We start from the raw sequence: 18,256 nt of genomic DNA, 5'->3' as shown, positions 1-18,256 counted from the left end.
AGAATTCTATGATATCCTGGCTTAAAGTGTATATTATGATTGATTGTTTAAAATCCTTATTTTGTTAAAATCTGTAAGATCCAGTCTTTATCCTGTGTGGTTTTCATTTTTTCTAAGACCACTTCATCTTCCAGTGCAGTACAAACTTTGGATAAGACTTCCATATGTTCTCCGCCTTTGCCGGCAATGCCGATGACAAGCTGCGCTTTTTCTTCACCGAATATTACACCATCTGGATACTGCAACAGCACAATACCGGTTTTCTTGATGGTATCATCTCCATGTGTCGTACCATGCGGAATGGCTAGTCCCATACCGATATAGGTCATGACGATCTTTTCACGCTCTAACATGGCTGGTACATAATCTTCCGTAACATAGCCTAGTTGAACTAACAGCTCGCCGGCAGCAGTAATGGCTTCTTCTTTAGAAACTGATTTTTGTCCTAACAGAATGCCATCTTTGATCAATACATCCGATGCGAATAAAGAGCTTAATTCTTCTTCCGGTTCTTCCGGTGTTGCCTCTGTCACTAAAGCATCTCCGGTAGAAAGCTGGAAATACAATTCATCAAGGGCCGGATCGGCCAAAAAATTCTTGATTGTTACTAAAACCGCCTGTGGCGCACATGCCTTTGCCCGGTCCTGCAGTACCGTTTGCACAACGGCAATGTCACCATCCGAAGGTATATTATCGACTGAAGTATTTGTCACTACAATATCCGGACGAACTGCTTTTAATCGATTTCTAAATTTTGTTGCACCCATTGCGCTGGATCCCATACCGGCATCACAGGCAAAGACAATTTTCTTCGCATTGAAAATATTTTGTGCACTGATCAATCCTTTTGCCTGTGCTTTCATTCCACTGACTTGATTTTGGGCTTCTTCCAAAGACTGTGATTTTGTACTTGTCATTTTAATGATCGGACTGGCAATCGCAAAAGAAACACCGGCGGCAAGAATAACGCCTATTGCGGTAGGAATGATCGCATCCTTGGGAGCCATCGACATAAACGCAATGATCGATCCCGGAGAAGCCGGCCCCTGCAAGCCACATCCCATCAATGCATAGAAGGCAATCGCGCATATGTTTCCTAAAATCGGTGCAATGATCACGATCGGATTCATTAAAATATAAGGGAAATAAATCTCATGAATTCCACCAAAGAAATGAATGATGATCGCACCCGGTGCGGAATCTTTAGTTGCCTGATCCTTGGAAAAGATCCAATAAGCTAACAACACGCCGAGTCCCGGCCCAGGATTGGCCTCCAGCATATACATAATCGAGCGACCGGTTTGAGAAGCTTGTTCAATACCAATCGGTGTAAAAATGCCATGATTGATCGCATTATTTAAGAACAAGACTTTGGCCGGTTCCACAAAAATCGCTACCAGTGGTAAAAGGGCATGATTGATGAGAACGTTAACCCCCATCATTAATATCGCTAAGATAGCTTCCATCAACGGACCGATCAGGTAATACCCGAAAATCGCCGGGATCATACCAAAAATACCGACCGAGAAATTATTGATCAATATCTCGAAATCGGCAGGCATATGCCCTTCCATCATCTGATCGAATTTTTTAGAATTTATCGCTTTTTAGCTTCAAAACAATAAAATATGAACCAATACACTATGCTTTTCTCTTTTTTACCATCCAAAATAATCCGTTTTCCATGTCTTTTATCCATCATTCCCACCAGATCATCCGCTTCGCATCATTTTGTTTCTAGCTTAAATTAACGCTATAATCAAATCCATAGTGGAAATAATGGAATACTCTATCCTAAAAAATGAATAATTTACTTCGATTCAAACTATTAGAAATGGTAAGTCCGGTACTTCTTATCATACTATATATCCCAAAAATCACTACACAACCAAACCTGTACATCAAGCTAATTCAGACTTTACTTTCAAGCATAACAAAGGAACACATCCCTAATTAGAAAAAGAAATTTAAACACATTCATGATATCATGATATTTAAAATAACTTAGATTCAAATTCATCAAATATAGAAGAAGCCAGAAAGCTACATTCAATCAAATCACAATAATTTCAATCATTTTCCATACAGATCCTGGGTATTCAAACATAACTTATACTTCATCCATTTTTAAATATCCACAAATAAAAGGACTGCATAGTTTAATCAATACAATCCTGGTTTTTATATTATAAATCTTTAGTATTTGGAACAGTCTCATTTGAATACTATCGATCAAGTAATCGCTTTTCACCCTCCAGTTTTTTAATATGACTTATTTCCTGGCTTACTTCTAAGCATCCTAAGTATTTCCCTTGATCATTACGGACCGAAAAATATTGTATCAAAATAAACTGACCGCGCATTTGAATCCAAAACGACTCACTCTGTCTTTTACCACTTTTAAAACCTTCAAGAATATCTTCTACAATATGTACACTCGCTGATGGATGACAATTGCGTACATTTCTTCCAATAACAGAAACAGAGCGAGCGAATATACGATCTTTAGGTTTTGAAAAGAAGGCCACTTTATCATGCTCATCCACAAAAGTAATATCAACCGGCAAGCTTGAAAACACTCCAATCAATTGTTCTACATTCATTCTTCCTGTTTGTAAATCAATATATCCTTGTGGTAAATCTTTAGTTCCTTCTGTATGTTGATCAAAAGATACATTCGGCTCATCCATAAAAGCAAAACCATATTCAAAACTTTCCTGAAGTAATTTTTTATCCGTTTTGTCATCCATTTCTTCTTTTGCACATGGGATTAATATCCGTTTTTGCATAACGATAAGGCTTGAATAAGTGACATACAATTCACCTAAATCCTTTTGTACTGTGGACTCTTCACAATTTTGTTCAAGATCTAGTTTTACCTTCTTTAATATTTCTCTAGCCTTATTATTCATAGACCACATCAGGCTTACACCTTCAAAACATGGATCTGTTTTTTCTAAAAATGGAAACAAGATATTCTCTAATTTTTTCATGTGTTTATCATAATCGTCCAGATGACAAACACGTTCTATTAATTGTTTTTTGGTGTTTGGTTCTGGTAATTGAACAATCACTTTTTGGAGATGTAATAAATATTGATCTAAACATTCATTTTCTTGTAATAACGATCCAAGAAAGGTATTTTCATCTAAATCTTGTATGATATATTTTTCTAAATGTTGTCCAAACAAATTCATTAACATAGGTACTTGTTTTAATGCTTCTTCATGAGATAATCCATTTTTGATGCGATGGTTTTGTACTAGAAAAATGTCTTTTGGTTGAATGGATTCAATCGTGTCTTTATAGGATTCATATAAAGTTACTTTATCATCCGTAACTAAAAGTTGATCTACATACGCAATTAAACGCTCAATTTTATTTTCCATGATTTTCCTCCTTGCGTTTTATCTTTTTCTCAGTTTTAGTATACACTAAAAGTGGCTGCATTTATTAGATGTTTTATCTTTTACAGGTACTAGCGGTAAGCACATTGAATATAGTTATACATAAAACACTATAGATGAACTGTCTTTAGTTTTTCTTACGATACAATATAAAACATTCACACAGTAAATTTGTCCCAGGCACTGAATTGTCCATTATTAAGTAAAAGAGATCTTAGGGAAAAATTAATAAATCGATACCCCCATACTTTCACATTCTTCTTTAAATGATTCAGGAAGATGGAAATCACTGACTATGATATCGGCTTCTTTCATCGAACAGAATTGATAAGAGCCATCTTTATCGATTTTAGAAGAATCCATCAAGATCACGACCTTGCGGGCATTTTGAATCACAATTCTTTTTACCTGTGCATCCTGATACGATTCACACGTAAAACCAGAATTTTTACTGAAACAAGTCACACCCATAAATACAGTATCAAAATTGACATGTTCCAAAAATTGAACCGCATCAACCCCTGTCAGTGACAAAGAGTTTACATTGATGGTTCCTCCAGCTAACATACAATGAGCCTGTTTCAAGCGAGACAGCTCTACTGCACAGGAAATCGAATTGGTGAAGATGGTACAAGGCTGATCCTTTAAAACATTCGACAACATGGTTGTTGTACTGCCAGAATCAATAAAAATTGTTTGATTTGGTTTCACCAGTTCTAACGCCTTATGGGCAATTATCTTCTTCTCTTCTGTATTTCGAATATAACGTTTCTTTAATACATCATCATTTCCTGTAACGATTTCCAAAGACTTCGCGCCTCCATGGATACGAACCAGCTTTTGTTGCTCATCCAATGCTTTTAAATCGGTCCTTAATGTCATATCCGAAACTGATGGAAAATGTTCCTTCAATTGATTAAACGTTACATTTCCTTGTTCATTGACATAGCGAACGATATCATTTCTTCGCTTTTCCATACCTTCCATATATAAACCTCCTGCAGCCTGTCTGCAGGAGCAGACAGACTAAGCTTCTTCTTTAAAATGACTCAACAGGTATTCTTCGGCTTTTGGGCACCACAATCCTTTGTTAGCTCCCACAATATCCGCCAGCTTTCCATAACGAGAATCCTGCGCCTCTTTGGAACGCAGATCTTCCAATGCGATTAATGGCATAGAGATATGCGTATAGATCAATTTCTTTCCTCCGGGGATCTTCGGCAAATTCAATGTCGTTTCGGCAACCGCATCCAAACCGCCAATATGCGTTACCATAACAGCCGGGTTGATTCGACCTTGTGCCGTCAACTCTAAAGATTCTATCATATCCGCTGTATTTCCACCGGTTGTTCCCATCACATGCGTGGAATTATAATGCACATCATAGAAATTCATCTTTGCGCTAAACTGATTATCCGTTGGACCGGCAAAGAAATTCAAACAGCCATCTCGCCCTAATATGCCACTGGATTGTTCGACAACAGCCGCAACCGGTGCATAACAGAATACATCATCAAAGCCTGTTCCACCTGTCATTTCGCGTAAATATGCCACTGGATCTTCTAATTTACCTGTATTCACAAAGTGCAAGTCAATACCGTCTTTTTTGGCATCTTCGATTGGAAATAAATGGGCTGCCCGATCCAAACGTTCCTGGTTTACATCCGTCACCACAATCATACCAGGACGAATATCCCGATGCAAAGCATAGGTCAATGCGCCTAATCCCATCGGTCCGGCCCCCGCCATGATGGCAAGCTTTCCACCTTTTTTGATGCCCATCTCATGAGTATAAACGCCTATTTTTGTATGATAGGCTGCATTAAATGCTCCAATACTGCATGACATCGGTTCAGCCAAGGAAGCTTCGTAATACGCTTTTCCTTTATACTCTAACAGACATCCTAACTCCATGACCTCGGCAGGAATGATACAATATGTCGCATCGCCTCCGAAAAACTCATAAGAATACCCCGGTGACCACATCGTTCCTTTGTAGTTTAATGCCGGCTGCAATGTAAATTTCATACCCGGTTTAAACTTGTCCTGATGTTTGGCGCCGACCTTAACGATATCACCGGCCATTTCGTGTCCCATAATAGCCGGGTGATCGGCTACATCTTCATGCACCCTCTTGTGTTTCGTTCCTAGAATAGCACATTTGTAAGTGGACATACAAATGCTGTCGGAGACAACCTTGACCAGGATTTCATCTTCTTTAATTTCCGGCAACTCAAATTCATCTAACCGTAAATCATTCGCCCCATGTAAGCGTACTGCCTTAACTTTCATTTTAACAACTCTTTTCCCTTTTTATTGTCGTTTCAAAAGTTACAGCTTTATATTATCACTAAAAAATAGGTTGTCAACTGTTAAAACAACAATTTATATTTGACTTTCAACAATCTCGATGGTATTCTGTTTTTATCAAAAGAAAAGGAGACTTACTATGATCTATACCGTTACTTTTAATCCCTCGCTAGACTACATTATCCAAGTCGATCATTATATGACCGGTCAAATCAACAAGACCACCTATGAAAAGATCCTGCCCGGTGGAAAAGGCATCAACGTCGCCATCGTTTTAGCAAATTTTGGTCATGAAAGCACAGCATTAGGCTTTATGGCCGGTTTTACCGGAAAAGAAATTGAACATCGTTTGGAAAACTTTGGCTGCTCTTCTTCCTTTATCCAAGTTAAAGAAGGATTTTCCCGTATCAATGTCAAAATGAAATCCGATGAAGAAACCGAAATCAACGGAATGGGACCTGCTATCCAACAGGAAGATATTGAAAAGCTGTTTGATCAACTTAAAGTTTTAACCGACCAGGATATTTTAGTTATCTCCGGCAGCATTCCTAGTACATTACCCGATACAATGTACGAACAAATCATAGAATATGTACAGCCGAATCACTGCAAGGTTGTAGTTGATGCCACAAATACGTTATTGATGAAAGTTTTGCGCTATCATCCGTTTCTAATCAAACCCAATAATATTGAATTAGGTGAAATCTTCGATGTAACCTTAAATACGCAGGAAGAAGTGATTCCCTATGCGCATAAGCTGCAGGAGCTGGGTGCTCGTAATATTTTAGTATCCATGGCCGGTAAAGGAGCCGTTTTATTGGATGAGAGTGGCAAAGAATATCGATTACCGGCTCCGAGAGGAAATGTGATCAATTCTGTTGGTGCCGGTGATTCTATGGTAGCCGGTTTTATCTCCGGTTGTATCGAATCCAATTATGATTATGAATATGCGTTTTTAAAAGGGGTATGTAGTGGCAGTGCCAGTGCTTTCTCAGAAAACTTATGCACCAAAGAAGAAGTAGAAGCGTTAATGAAAACCATGAAGCTTTAATAAAGCTGTTGCGATTTAAACAACAGCTTTTTTTCGTTGTCTTCCGATGCACCAAGGAAAGAATCGTTTTATGATTTGAAAACAAATACCACATAGAGCTAATGTGAGAACCGTAAGAAGTAGCGACAATATAAAATTTTCACGAACCGCATCTGTGCTCCAACATAACAATATAGATACAACTTTAATCAGTATTCGATAAACCGGGCCATGTACACAAAGAATGACTAGACTTATCTTACCCAGGTATTCTAAAATCCTATTTTTATGCAAGAGCACCGAGAATATCCATGCCGACACAATACCAAGCATTGCGGTTACATACCACATAATTCCTTGATTTATAAAACAATAAGAAAAGAAAAAACTCATCGTCAACAAAAAGACAATACAAACCCTTTGATAAGAAATAGAATGGGCTTGTAGTCTTTTATCCGCTTTGGACAAAGAGAAAAACGAACCGATTTTATAAAATAGGATATATCCAAACGCTTTGTCTATTCCCCATGGTAAAGAAGGCAGCCCGGCAAAGATATAGATTGCACTCATACAAAGAACAACAGGAAAACTAAGATCATATCTATACTTTTTTCCTATTCTTACAAGTGCATTGAACAATACGGTCACGATAAAAAAACAAGGTAAAAACCATAAATGAACATTAAAACTCAGATGCTCATACATACCAGATACCAGACCTTCAATCGCTTGTATAAAAGATATATCCGCACTCCTAAAACTTTTCTCAAATAACTGCCAATATAAGATCGTTGCCATGCCAAAACAAAAATACGGCCGCACTATGGTTTGTAGTCGTTTTTTAATATCGTCCCTGATTGGTTTCTCTTTATAAACCCAACCGGCCGCAAAGAAAAATAAAGGCATATGAAACGAATAAATCCATCGATAAGCTACATCATTATAGTAAATATGACCCAGCACCACGAAAAAAATGCCGATCCCTCTTAAGATATCTATGTAAGAGAATCGATTTTGTTCGATGAATATATTGGCACGGGATCTGTTTTCTGTCATGTTCTACTCTTTCTATTGAATCATTATATCATTTTTAATGACCGATTATTAAAACAAGTATTCTATCCACAAAAAGAAAACACTGTGATTTCTCACAATGTTTCTAAAATACCATTTGTACCAGTAACATATAAAATACCGTTCCTGCCGCAATCGACAACAACATATTTCGTTTCCAGAGATGAATCCCAACTACGACAAAGATCGCCAAAAGCTCCGGAATCGCATGATTGCCACTCCATAGACTGACATTTCGTAAACAGTAAATAATCAAGAGTCCAAATAAGGCTCCCGGTAACACTTTCCCTAAATATTGAATATATTTTGGGGTTTCTTTATGGGCCGGAAAGACTAAAAAAGGAAGAAATCGGGTAATCATCGTTCCCAAGACGCACATGGCCACCGTTATGATCTGTTGTACAAGGCTCATACTGTATCCTCCTCCTTTTCTTCCATGCGTTTTCTGGCAGCACTTAAACAAATTAAGATACCGGCAATGGCAGGAATCATAAAATTATCCGCACTAAAAAACAGCAACATCAACAAAGAAACGCCCAACCCAATATACGAATTCAAATGATTCTTATCTTTTAGATACTGTTCTAAAAAGATCACCACAAACATAGCAGTCATCACAAAGTCTAAACCTTCGGTATTAAACGTGATCAAAGGCCCAAATAAACCACCTAGCGTAGCTCCCAATACCCAATAAATCTGATTCAACAGGGTCACAAAGAACATGAACCAGCCTGGATCTACATCTTGGGGAATATCGGCTGTATAGTTCACAGAAAAAGTCTCATCGCACATACCAAAGATCAAATAAATCTTTTTCCAACCCATTCCTTTAAATCGATCCAACATGGAAATTCCATAAAAAATATGGCGCGCATTTAAGATCAAAGTAACGATAAATGCCTGCAGTGGATCAAAAGCCCCCAACAAAAAATTGACACAGACAAATTCCACACTTCCCGCAAAGATCGTCATGGCCATCAACATTGGATACCAGAAGCTAAAACCGGATACATGCATATAAATTCCATACGACATCCCCAAGAATAAGAAACTCGTCATGATCGGAATGGTATGGGGAAAGGCACATTTCAACGCTTTCATTTTTACATTTGTTTTCATGATCACTACCTTACCACCAAGTTTTTCTTCATTCAATATGAAACCATGATAAAATAGAAACCATGAAACAAGTAACCGTAGGTATTTTAGCCCATGTCGATGCCGGAAAAACCACCAGTATCGAAAGTATGTTGTATATAGCCGGAAAGCTGAAAAAGACCGGTCGTGTCGATCATCAGGATGCATTTTTAGACTACGATGCCCAGGAAAGAGCACGTGGGATCACAATCTATTCCAAGCAGGCCTTTTTCCACTATAAAGATACCGATATCACCATTATCGATACACCCGGCCATATTGATTTTTCCAGTGAGATGGAGCGTTCTTTACAAGTGTTGGATCTGGCCGTATTGTTGATCAATGGGCAGGATGGAGTACAATCCCATACCAAAACCATCTGGGAATGTTTAGAGCACTACCATGTTCCTGTCTTGATCTTTGTCAATAAGATGGATATATCCTATCAATCGCAAACCGATCTGTTACACGATCTGCAGACACATTTATCATCGAATATCGTTGATATAACTTTAGAGGATGCCCAGGAACAAATCTCTTTATGTGATGAAGCGTTATTGAATGAGTATTTAGAGAACAACACATTATTCAAAGACAGCTTACAAATCAGCTTTGCCAAACGAACATTTTTTCCGGTTCTTTTTGGAAGTGCTCTTAAAAATGAAGGCATTGAACGATTGATGGATACGATCATTGATTTATCTCTGGAAAAAGAATATCCAAGTGAATTTGGTGCCCGCGTCTTTAAGATCACAAAAGATGAACAGGGAAATCGCTTAACCCACATCAAGATTACCGGAGGAAGCCTAAAGCCAAAACAAATGATCACAGAAACAGAAAAAGTCGATCAAATTCGATTGTACAATGGTCAAAGCTATCAGCTGCTGACACAAGCACATGCCGGTATGGTCGTTAGCTTAAAAGGAATAGAAAACCTTTCTATTGGCCAGGGACTTGGTTTTGAAAAAGACAGTCTTGCCCCTTCTCTATCTGCCTATTTAAATTATCGTCTGTTGTTGCCGCCAGATAAAAAACCGATTGAAATGATGCCAGTCTGCGATCAACTGATGAAAGAAGATCCCAGCCTTGAAATCGAATATAATGAAAATACCCATCAGATTTCTTTACGCCTTATGGGCGAAATACAAATGGAGGTCCTCCAAAAGAGAATTCAGGAACTCAGTGGTGTAACTGTCGGATTTGGTTTGGATCATGTGCTCTATAAAGAAACGATTGCCGATAGTGTCATAGGTATGGGGCACTTTGAGCCTTTACGTCATTATGCCGAGGTTCATGTTCGACTGGATCCCTTACCTCGTGGAAAAGGGTTACAGTTTGAAAATGAAGTCAAAAGTGATGATTTAGCTTTAAACTGGCAAAGATTGATCCTAAGCCATCTACAGGAAAAAGTACATCGAGGGGTTTTGACCGGTTCACCGATCACCGACATGAAAATCACACTGATTGCCGGTAAAAGTCATTTAAAACATACCGAAGGCGGTGACTTTCGACAAGCCACATATCGCGCTGTACGCCAGGGATTAAAAATGGCACAGTCTATCCTGCTGGAGCCGTATTATCGATTTACATTGACTTTACCATCACAGCGTCTAAGTAAAGCCCTCTATGATTTAGATCTAAGAAAGGCAAAGGTAGAAATCAAAGAAATCGATGCACAACAGATGGAAATCACAGGGATTGCCCCGGTACGTACCATGATGAACTATCAAAATGAAGTCATTGCCTACACAAAAGGACTAGGAAAATTCAGTTGTGCACTCGATGGCTATTATCCCAGTGAAGAGCAGGATAAAATCGTTGAGGAAATTGGATATGACAGCGAATCCGATCTCAGAAATCCAACCGGATCTGTCTTCTGTGCCCATGGTTCCGGCTTCTATGTTCCTTATGATGAAGTCCAGGAATATATGCATATTCAAACCAAGAATCAAAACACTTCCTCTTATCAGGCAGTTAAGCATACCGTCAAAGAAGAGGAACTGAAGAAAGTCTTCAACAGTCTTGGCGGACGAAATAAAAAAGAAGAAAAGAAACCGAGAAAGCCTAAAAAGAAAATTGATTTTGATACACAACCAAAAGAAGTTGTGCAAAGAAAAGAAGACTGCTTGATCATTGACGGCTATAACATGATCTACAGCTGGGACAATTTAAAACTTTTGGCTACTCACAATATAGAATCGGCTCGTGATGCCCTAATCGATGCGATTTCTAATTATCAAGGTTATCGACAAATCAAGATCTTGTTGGTGTTTGATGGATATCGAGTTCCTAATAATTATGGTTCATCTTATCGACAGGGTGGATTGGATGTCATCTATACAAGAACCGGGCAGAGTGCCGATCAGTACATTGAAAGAAAGGTTCATGAGCTAAAAGATAAATATCGCATCACGGTGGCCACCAGTGATGGCTTGATTCAAAATTCCATCTTGGCAAACGGGGCGCGTCGTATGTCCAGCAAAGAACTGGAAAACCAAGCCCTATCGATCAACAAAAAAGCATTGCATCATCTGCAGCAGAATCACTAAATCCTGCTTGCTTACGCAATGCTTTTCTTTTGTGCCACAAAGACCCAAAAACCTTTATCACGATTTACTTTTCGTACCGTACACTCTTTTTCTTCCAAATACTGAATAGCACTTTGAGCACCGTGTTGTTTACGCATCACCAGCCAAAAGCGGCCATCATTTTCCAAATGTTCCAGACATTCATCAAACAAGCGATAAATCACTTTTTTCCCGGTACGAATCGGCGGATTCAATAAAATACATTCAAATTGACCTTCGTGCACACCATCCTGGCAAAACACATGCGCTTGTACATGATTTTCGACTATGTTCTTTTTCGCAAGTTCAACAGCCTTTTCATTGATATCAATCATGGTCACTTGGGCATTCCATTCTCTTTGACAAACGATACCAACAGGCCCGATACCACATCCAAGATCCAACATCGAAGAAGGTCTATCCTCTTCTTTTAACACCGTCTCCAACAAGATCCTTGTTCCGGTATCCAATTTATCTTTACTGAAAACTCCGGAATTGGAATGAAGTCTATAAGATTTTCCGTTGATCTGAAAAGAAAGAATCTGTGGCTTATCTTGTAAGGTCTTATCATTTTCAAAATACTGACTCATGCTTCCATTATACATTGGAAAATAAAAATGCGCCAACACTAAGTCAGCGCAATTTCTTTACTTTTCTACTTCAAAGACAACAGCTCCTAAAGCCGGTACATTCACTTCAATCATGAATGGCTGATTATGTCTAGGAATACGGATAGAGTGACATGTCTGTGGTGTCTCATTATCCCAGGTACCATGATATTTCTTCCATTGTGTATTCAATACTTCTTTATAGACCCCTTTATCCGGTACACCGAATTGTTGGTGATCATAACCATTCGTAGAGAAGTTTAAAATAATGACATAATCTTTCTTTTCCCCTCTACGAATATAGGAGAACATATTTTGCGATTGATTATCCGCATCGATCCATTGGAAACTGGACCAGTCATAATCTTTATTCCAGAAGGCATCATTTTCGTAATATAACTTGCCTAAGTCTTCAAAGAAATGTTCAAAGGCGTCATGCATCGGATATTCACGCAAGAACCAGTCACAGCTCTTTTGTTCATCCCATTCACGCAGCTGTCCGATATCATTTCCCATAAAGTTCAGTTTCTTACCAGGATGCGTAAACATATACGTATATAAAGCACGTGCCTGGGCAAATTTATCATCGTAACTTCCCCACATCTTATCTACGATCGTACACTTTCCGTGTACCACTTCATCATGGCTAAACGGCAAGATAAAACGTTCTGAATAGAAATAAGCCATAGAGAAAGTCACATCATAGTGATGCCATTGGCGATAAATTGGATCTTTCTTTAAATAAGCTAAGGTATCATTCATCCATCCCATATCCCATTTATAGTCAAATCCAAGTCCACCATCCAATGTAGATTTTGTGACATTTGGAAAATCGGTAGAATCTTCCGCAATCAACATAATACTTCCGTTATGTGCTTCATTCAGCATATAATTCATCCGTTTCATGAAATCACAGGCACCTTCATTAACACCATTGTTTTTATTGCCGTGCCAATAGATCGCATTGGAAATCGCATCCATGCGCAATCCATCAAAATGATACACTTCCAGCCAGAAATTGGCAGCACTCATCAAGAAAGAGCGCACTTCTTCTTTCCACAGGTTAAAGTTTAATGTATCCCATTGGGAATTGGCATCTTCTTCTCGATCGTACTCATACGTTGGTGTTCCATCAAACAGACGAAGTGCATAATCATCACGTACAAAGTGAACCGGCACAAAATCCATGATGACACCGATACCCGCCTTATGCAGTTCATTGACAAAACGCATCAGCTGTTTATTTGTTCCATAACGTGATGTGCTGGAGAAATATCCTGTACACTGATAGCCCCATGAGCCATCAAACGGATATTCATTTAAAGGCATAACTTCTACATGAGTATAATGTTTTTGCTTACAGTGAATAATCAATTCTTCAATGATCTGGTCATAATGTACGAATTCTTCCATATCTTCGTCCTTGATCCAGCTTCCTACGTGCATTTCATAAATATTCACCGGTGAATCAAAACCTTTGTTTCGTTTCTTCATCCATTCTTGATCTTCCCATTCATCAAATTTCAAAGAAGAAATGATACTGGCATTATTGGGTCTTAACTCACTATAAAAGGCATAGGGATCGACTTTATCAATCGTATCTCCATTTGCACGCACGACACGATATTTATAAGAATCTCCTTCTTTGGCATTTCGTATCGTACAAGACCAAATACCCTGGTCATCTTTCTTCATGACATTCTTTTTTTCATCCCAGTTGTTAAATGTTCCGATAACGGAAATGGATTGAGCATGAGGTGCCCAAACTTTAAATTCAACGGATTTTGGTTTGACATGCGCTCCGAAAATATTATACGCTCTTAATTCTCTTCCTTCGAAAAAGGCTTTTGTCTTTTTATGGTCCATAAAACCCGAACCTCCTTAACTTCATCTTCTATTTTACAACGCTTTAAAACGTTAGAAAAGATGCTTTTTAGACAAAATGATAACGATTACACAAATAAAACAAAATGTCTAATAAAAATTGGACACTTTTTAAGTTTCGTATAATCGTATTGAAACTCTTAAAAATCTATGGGAAAATATCTCTTGCGAAAGGGTGTTTAACTATGAATCAATCCGATATCAATTACCAAAATTATGTGAACGCATTAAAAAATGAACTGGTTCCTGCCATGGGATGTACCGAGCCGATTGCTATCGCCTATTGCGCTGCCACAGCCTTTAAAAATTTAGGTGAAAATTGTGCTCGGGTTCTTATTGAAGCCAGTGGAAATATCATAAAGAACGTTAAAAGCGTGACAGTACCGAATACGGATGGCCTAAAAGGAATTGAGGCGGCAGCCGCAGCCGGAATCGTTGCGGGAGATGCCGATAAAAAGCTGGAAGTCATCAGTCAGGTATCCAAAGAACAAAAAGAAAACATACATTCTTTTTTGAAATCGGTTCCTATTACCGTTAAGCCGTTAGATTCTGTAATTCCATTAGATCTGATTGTGACGCTGCATAGTGAATCACATTCTGTTTCAGTTCGTATTGCCGGTGGGCACGATCATATCCTATGGATCAAGAAAGATGGAGAGCTCATCTTTGATGGGAAAACCATTTCTGAATCAAGTACTGTTGATCATTCCTTTATGCGCGTTAAAGATATCATTGATTTTGCCAAATGCGCAAATTTAGAGGATGTCAAAGAAACCTTGGATCGTCAGATCTCTTATAACATGGCTATTGCCCAAAAAGGAATAACAGAAAGCTATGGAGCAAATATTGGTAAGATTCTTTTAGAAAGAAATCCTGATAATCTTCTCAACAAGGCAAAAGCCTATGCGGCAGCTGGCAGTGATGCTCGAATGAGCGGATGTGAGTTGCCTGTTATCATCAATTCCGGAAGCGGCAATCAGGGAATGACTGCCAGTATTCCTGTTATCGTCTGGGCAAAAGAAAAGAATCTAAGCTCGGAAAAATTATATCGAGCACTTTTGATTTCCAATTTGATCACCATGCATTTAAAATATGGCATTGGAAAGTTAAGCGCCTATTGTGGTGTTGTCAGTGCCGGTGTAGGAGCCGCCTGTGGTATCTGTTATCTGGAAGGCGGTGATCTGCATGCGATATCTCATACTTTGGTCAATGGAATTGCCATGATTTCCGGTACAGTTTGTGATGGTGCTAAACCGAGCTGTGCGGCCAAGATTGCCAGCGCTTTGGAAGCCGGTTATTTAGGCTATGAAATGTATAAAAACGGCCAGCAGTTCAAAGATGGGGAAGGTATTGTGACCAAAGGTGTAGAAAATACGATCCGAAACATTTCTTTATTAGCCAAGGAAGGTATGAAAGAAACAGATAAAGAAATCATTGAGATCATGACCGGTAATCGTTGTTGATGAAAAAGAAAAAACCAGAGCTCCTTATAGTACCATACTGTTGCCTATATTTGTTTGGCATACATTTGGTTTTAATAGGTACGAAAAAAGAGGATTCAATTTTGAGTCCTCTTTTTCACATCTATTCAGCACTTAATGTTGAATCGGATTCATGAATATCGATTGATTCCGCATCCAGACTTGCATCCCCAAGAATGCTTTCTGCCTCAGCGACATCTTCATGCAGGCTTGCTTCTTCATCTAAAGAATTTGCCCCTACGATCTTATCGAATTCTTCATCTTCGTTTTGGTGCATACGAGCTAAACGTTTATCACGAAGCTCTTTTGCCTTTTCTTTAACCAGTTCATTTTGAGGTCGATTACCGGTACATCCCGTTCCTGCCGGAATCAGTTTACCGATAATAACGTTTTCCTTCAAACCAATCAAATGATCGACTTTACCTTTGATGGTCGCATCGGTAAGTACTTTTGTTGTTTCCTGGAAACTTGCCGCAGAAAGGAAAGAATCCGTTTCTACAGAGGCCTTGGAAATACCTAACAATACCGGTTTAAACTGTGCCGGTGTTTTTCCTGTCAACAAGGCATCACGGTTGATCTTAGTGATGTTGTTCAAAGATAACTGCACACCTACATTCAAGTCGGTATCGCCACTGTCGGTTACGATGACACGTTTCATCATCTGTTTAATCATAACTTCCAGGTGCTTATCGGAAATTTCGATACCCTGAGACTGGTAAACCTTCTTAACTTCCTTCAAGATGTAGTCCTGCACTTCACGTACACCGGCTACACGAAGCAGTTCTTTTGGATCTAGCGGTCCTTCTGTCAAAGCCGTACCGGCTTCGATATGTTCACCGACCTGTACCCACGGACGCATGGTCTGGTTGGCATTGATCTTGTGTGAAATGCTTTCGCTTTCACTGGTAATGATAACTTCCTGACGCATTGTACCTTCAATACGTTCAATTGAAGTGATCTCACCGCTGATCTGGGCAATAACCGCTACCCCTTTTGGACAACGAGCTTCAAACAACTCCTCAACACGAGGCAAACCTTGTGTGATATCTCCGGTTCCGGAACCGGCAACACCACCGGTATGGAATGTACGCATGGTCAGCTGTGTACCTGGCTCACCGATACTTTGTGCCGCCATGATACCAATAGCTTCACCCACTTCAACATCTTTTCCGGTTGCCATGTTACGTCCGTAACACTTACGACATACACCGGAACGAGATTTACAAGTAAATACAGAACGGATATACATACCTTCGATACCTGTATCGACGATACGTTTTGCCAATTCTTCGGTAATGAACTCATCACTGGCAATGATCAGTTCGCCTGTTTTTGGATCGGTCACATCTTGTTTTGAGTAACGTCCGATCAAACGATCCATCAATGGTTCGATCACTGTATTGTTCTTGCGATCGACTAATGCTTCTACCCAATAACCGCGGTCGGTTCCACAGTCGTCTTCTTTGATGATGACATCCTGGGCAACGTCAACCAAACGACGAGTCAGATATCCAGACTCGGCTGTTTTCAAGGCAGTATCGGTCAAACCTTTACGCACACCATGTGTACTGGTAAAGAATTCGGATACGTTCAATCCTTCACGGAAACAAGAGTAGATCGGTACCTCGATAATAGAGGATACATATTCGCCCCCGCTGGATTTACCATGACCCGGTTTGGCCATCAATCCACGCATACCGGCCAACTGTGTAAAGTTAGAACGGTTACCACGGGCACCGGAACGAGCCATCATATTGATTGGGTTTTTACGAGGCAGATTAGCCAACAATTCATCGGCAATTTCATCCTTTACATTTTCCCAAAGCTTATTCAAATGGCGTTCCCATTCTTCCATCGTCAACATACCTTTTTTCTGCAGACGTTTTAGTTCTTCGGCTTTCTTACGACCATATTCGACATGTTCTTCTTTGTTTGGTGCCACCTCGATATCGCTTAAAGATACCGTAATACCCGCAACTGTCGAATATTTAAATCCCATGGATTTGATCTGGTCCAGAATTTCAGCTGTCTGATCAACAGAATAACGGTTGAAGACTTCGGCAATGACTTTTCCTAAATCTTTTTTCTTAACAGCCGGTGTGATTTTTAAATTCGCAATGTATTTCTTAACATCCATTCCCGACTGTACAAAATATTTATCCGGTGTTTTTTCAAAGTTTTCCTTTGAGACTTCATTCAAATATGGGAAGTCTTCCGGGAACATTGAGTTAAAGATCAATTTTCCGACCGTTGTCACTAAATAATCATTTTCATGAATCAGATCGAAGCTTGTTTTCTTTAAGCCACGTACCGGCAAGGCAATACGTGAATGCAGATGTACCTGTCCTGTCTGGTAGGCCATCATCACTTCTTTTTCATCTAAGTAAACATGTCCTTCATTAGCGGCATAGGTTCTCCATTGTGCGGCTTCTTTTGGACAATCTTTTTCTTCATAACGCTGGGCTTCTTCTTCTAACTCTTGTTTGGTTTCTTCCATGGTCAGATAGAAGTTACCCATAACCATATCCTGTCCCGGAGTAACGATTGGTTTACCATCCTTAGGACCTAAGATATTATGGCTTCCTAACATCATAACCAGGGCTTCCGCACGAGCTTCTTCACTCAATGGTACGTGAATGGCCATCTGGTCACCGTCAAAGTCGGCGTTGAAGGCGGTACATACTAATGGGTGCAGACGCATAGCACGTCCTTCAACCAGTTTTGGTAAGAAGGCCTGAATACCCAAACGGTGCAATGT

Annotated in this window: 13 protein-coding genes; 3 read left to right on the top strand and 10 right to left on the bottom strand. The window is 39.3% G+C overall.

Annotation, left to right across the window (positions count from 1 at the left end; translation table 11 throughout):
* Positions 1-56 precede the first annotated feature (56 nt).
* From U0M88_RS04560 to U0M88_RS04545, 4 genes are all read right to left on the bottom strand, one after another.
* Positions 57-1,577, bottom strand: coding sequence for a PTS sugar transporter subunit IIA (locus U0M88_RS04560; protein ID WP_331869045.1), 1,521 nt, complete (start codon positions 1,575-1,577; stop codon positions 57-59).
* 648 nt (positions 1,578-2,225) lie between these two features.
* On the bottom strand, positions 2,226-3,389 hold the full coding sequence (locus U0M88_RS04555; RefSeq protein WP_331869044.1) for a PAS domain-containing protein: 1,164 nt from the start codon (positions 3,387-3,389) through the stop codon (positions 2,226-2,228).
* Positions 3,390-3,632: 243 nt separating this feature from the next.
* Complete coding sequence (locus U0M88_RS04550) at positions 3,633-4,394, bottom strand: DeoR/GlpR family DNA-binding transcription regulator (protein WP_331869043.1); 762 nt, start codon at positions 4,392-4,394, stop codon at positions 3,633-3,635.
* A 39-nt stretch (positions 4,395-4,433) separates the two neighbouring features.
* On the bottom strand, positions 4,434-5,699 hold the full coding sequence (locus U0M88_RS04545; protein ID WP_331869042.1) for a zinc-binding dehydrogenase: 1,266 nt from the start codon (positions 5,697-5,699) through the stop codon (positions 4,434-4,436).
* 157 nt (positions 5,700-5,856) lie between these two features.
* On the opposite strand from U0M88_RS04545, the gene pfkB reads away from it, so the two are divergent.
* Positions 5,857-6,768 carry a 1-phosphofructokinase gene (pfkB, locus tag U0M88_RS04540; protein ID WP_331869041.1) on the top strand — a complete coding sequence of 304 codons (912 nt, stop codon included), beginning with the start codon at positions 5,857-5,859 and terminating at the stop codon, positions 6,766-6,768.
* Between the two features lie 15 nt (positions 6,769-6,783).
* Here the strand turns inward: pfkB and U0M88_RS04535 are convergent, their stop codons facing one another.
* From U0M88_RS04535 to U0M88_RS04525, 3 genes are all read right to left on the bottom strand, one after another.
* Positions 6,784-7,803, bottom strand: coding sequence for an acyltransferase family protein (locus U0M88_RS04535; RefSeq protein ID WP_320802709.1), 1,020 nt, complete (start codon positions 7,801-7,803; stop codon positions 6,784-6,786).
* Between the two features lie 103 nt (positions 7,804-7,906).
* Positions 7,907-8,233: a branched-chain amino acid transporter permease gene (locus tag U0M88_RS04530; RefSeq protein WP_117445483.1), complete on the bottom strand. Its 327-nt coding sequence runs from the start codon at positions 8,231-8,233 to the stop codon at positions 7,907-7,909.
* Positions 8,230-8,940 (bottom strand): AzlC family ABC transporter permease, encoded by a 711-nt coding sequence (locus U0M88_RS04525; RefSeq protein ID WP_331869040.1) that lies wholly within the window; start codon positions 8,938-8,940, stop codon positions 8,230-8,232. Before U0M88_RS04525 ends, U0M88_RS04530 begins: the two co-directional genes overlap by 4 nt.
* A 62-nt stretch (positions 8,941-9,002) precedes the next feature.
* On the opposite strand from U0M88_RS04525, the gene U0M88_RS04520 reads away from it, so the two are divergent.
* A complete protein-coding gene (locus tag U0M88_RS04520) occupies positions 9,003-11,507 on the top strand; it encodes a translation factor GTPase family protein (protein WP_331869039.1) in 2,505 nt (834 codons plus the stop codon).
* 11 nt (positions 11,508-11,518) lie between these two features.
* Here U0M88_RS04520 and U0M88_RS04515 read toward each other — a convergent pair whose 3' ends face one another.
* Together U0M88_RS04515 and glgB are read right to left on the bottom strand one after the other, a co-directional pair.
* Complete coding sequence (locus U0M88_RS04515) at positions 11,519-12,115, bottom strand: class I SAM-dependent methyltransferase (RefSeq protein ID WP_331869038.1); 597 nt, start codon at positions 12,113-12,115, stop codon at positions 11,519-11,521.
* A 57-nt stretch (positions 12,116-12,172) separates the two neighbouring features.
* Positions 12,173-13,999, bottom strand: a complete 1,827-nt coding sequence (gene glgB / locus U0M88_RS04510; protein WP_304002701.1) for a 1,4-alpha-glucan branching protein GlgB — start codon at positions 13,997-13,999, stop codon at positions 12,173-12,175.
* A 203-nt stretch (positions 14,000-14,202) separates the two neighbouring features.
* Between glgB and U0M88_RS04505 the strand changes: the two genes are divergently transcribed.
* The gene (locus U0M88_RS04505) at positions 14,203-15,480 is read left to right on the top strand and encodes an L-cysteine desulfidase family protein (RefSeq protein WP_331869037.1); all 1,278 of its coding nucleotides are present in this window, start codon (positions 14,203-14,205) and stop codon (positions 15,478-15,480) included.
* Between the two features lie 121 nt (positions 15,481-15,601).
* On the opposite strand, the gene rpoC is transcribed toward U0M88_RS04505, so the two are convergent.
* Positions 15,602-18,256: DNA-directed RNA polymerase subunit beta' (gene rpoC / locus U0M88_RS04500; protein WP_331869036.1), on the bottom strand; the 2,655-nt coding region annotated here is incomplete at its 5' end.

This window comes from Faecalicoccus sp. (genome assembly GCF_036552745.1).
GTDB lineage: Bacteria > Bacillota_I > Bacilli_A > Erysipelotrichales > Erysipelotrichaceae > Faecalicoccus.
This window is presented reverse-complemented; position numbering and strand designations above follow the sequence as displayed.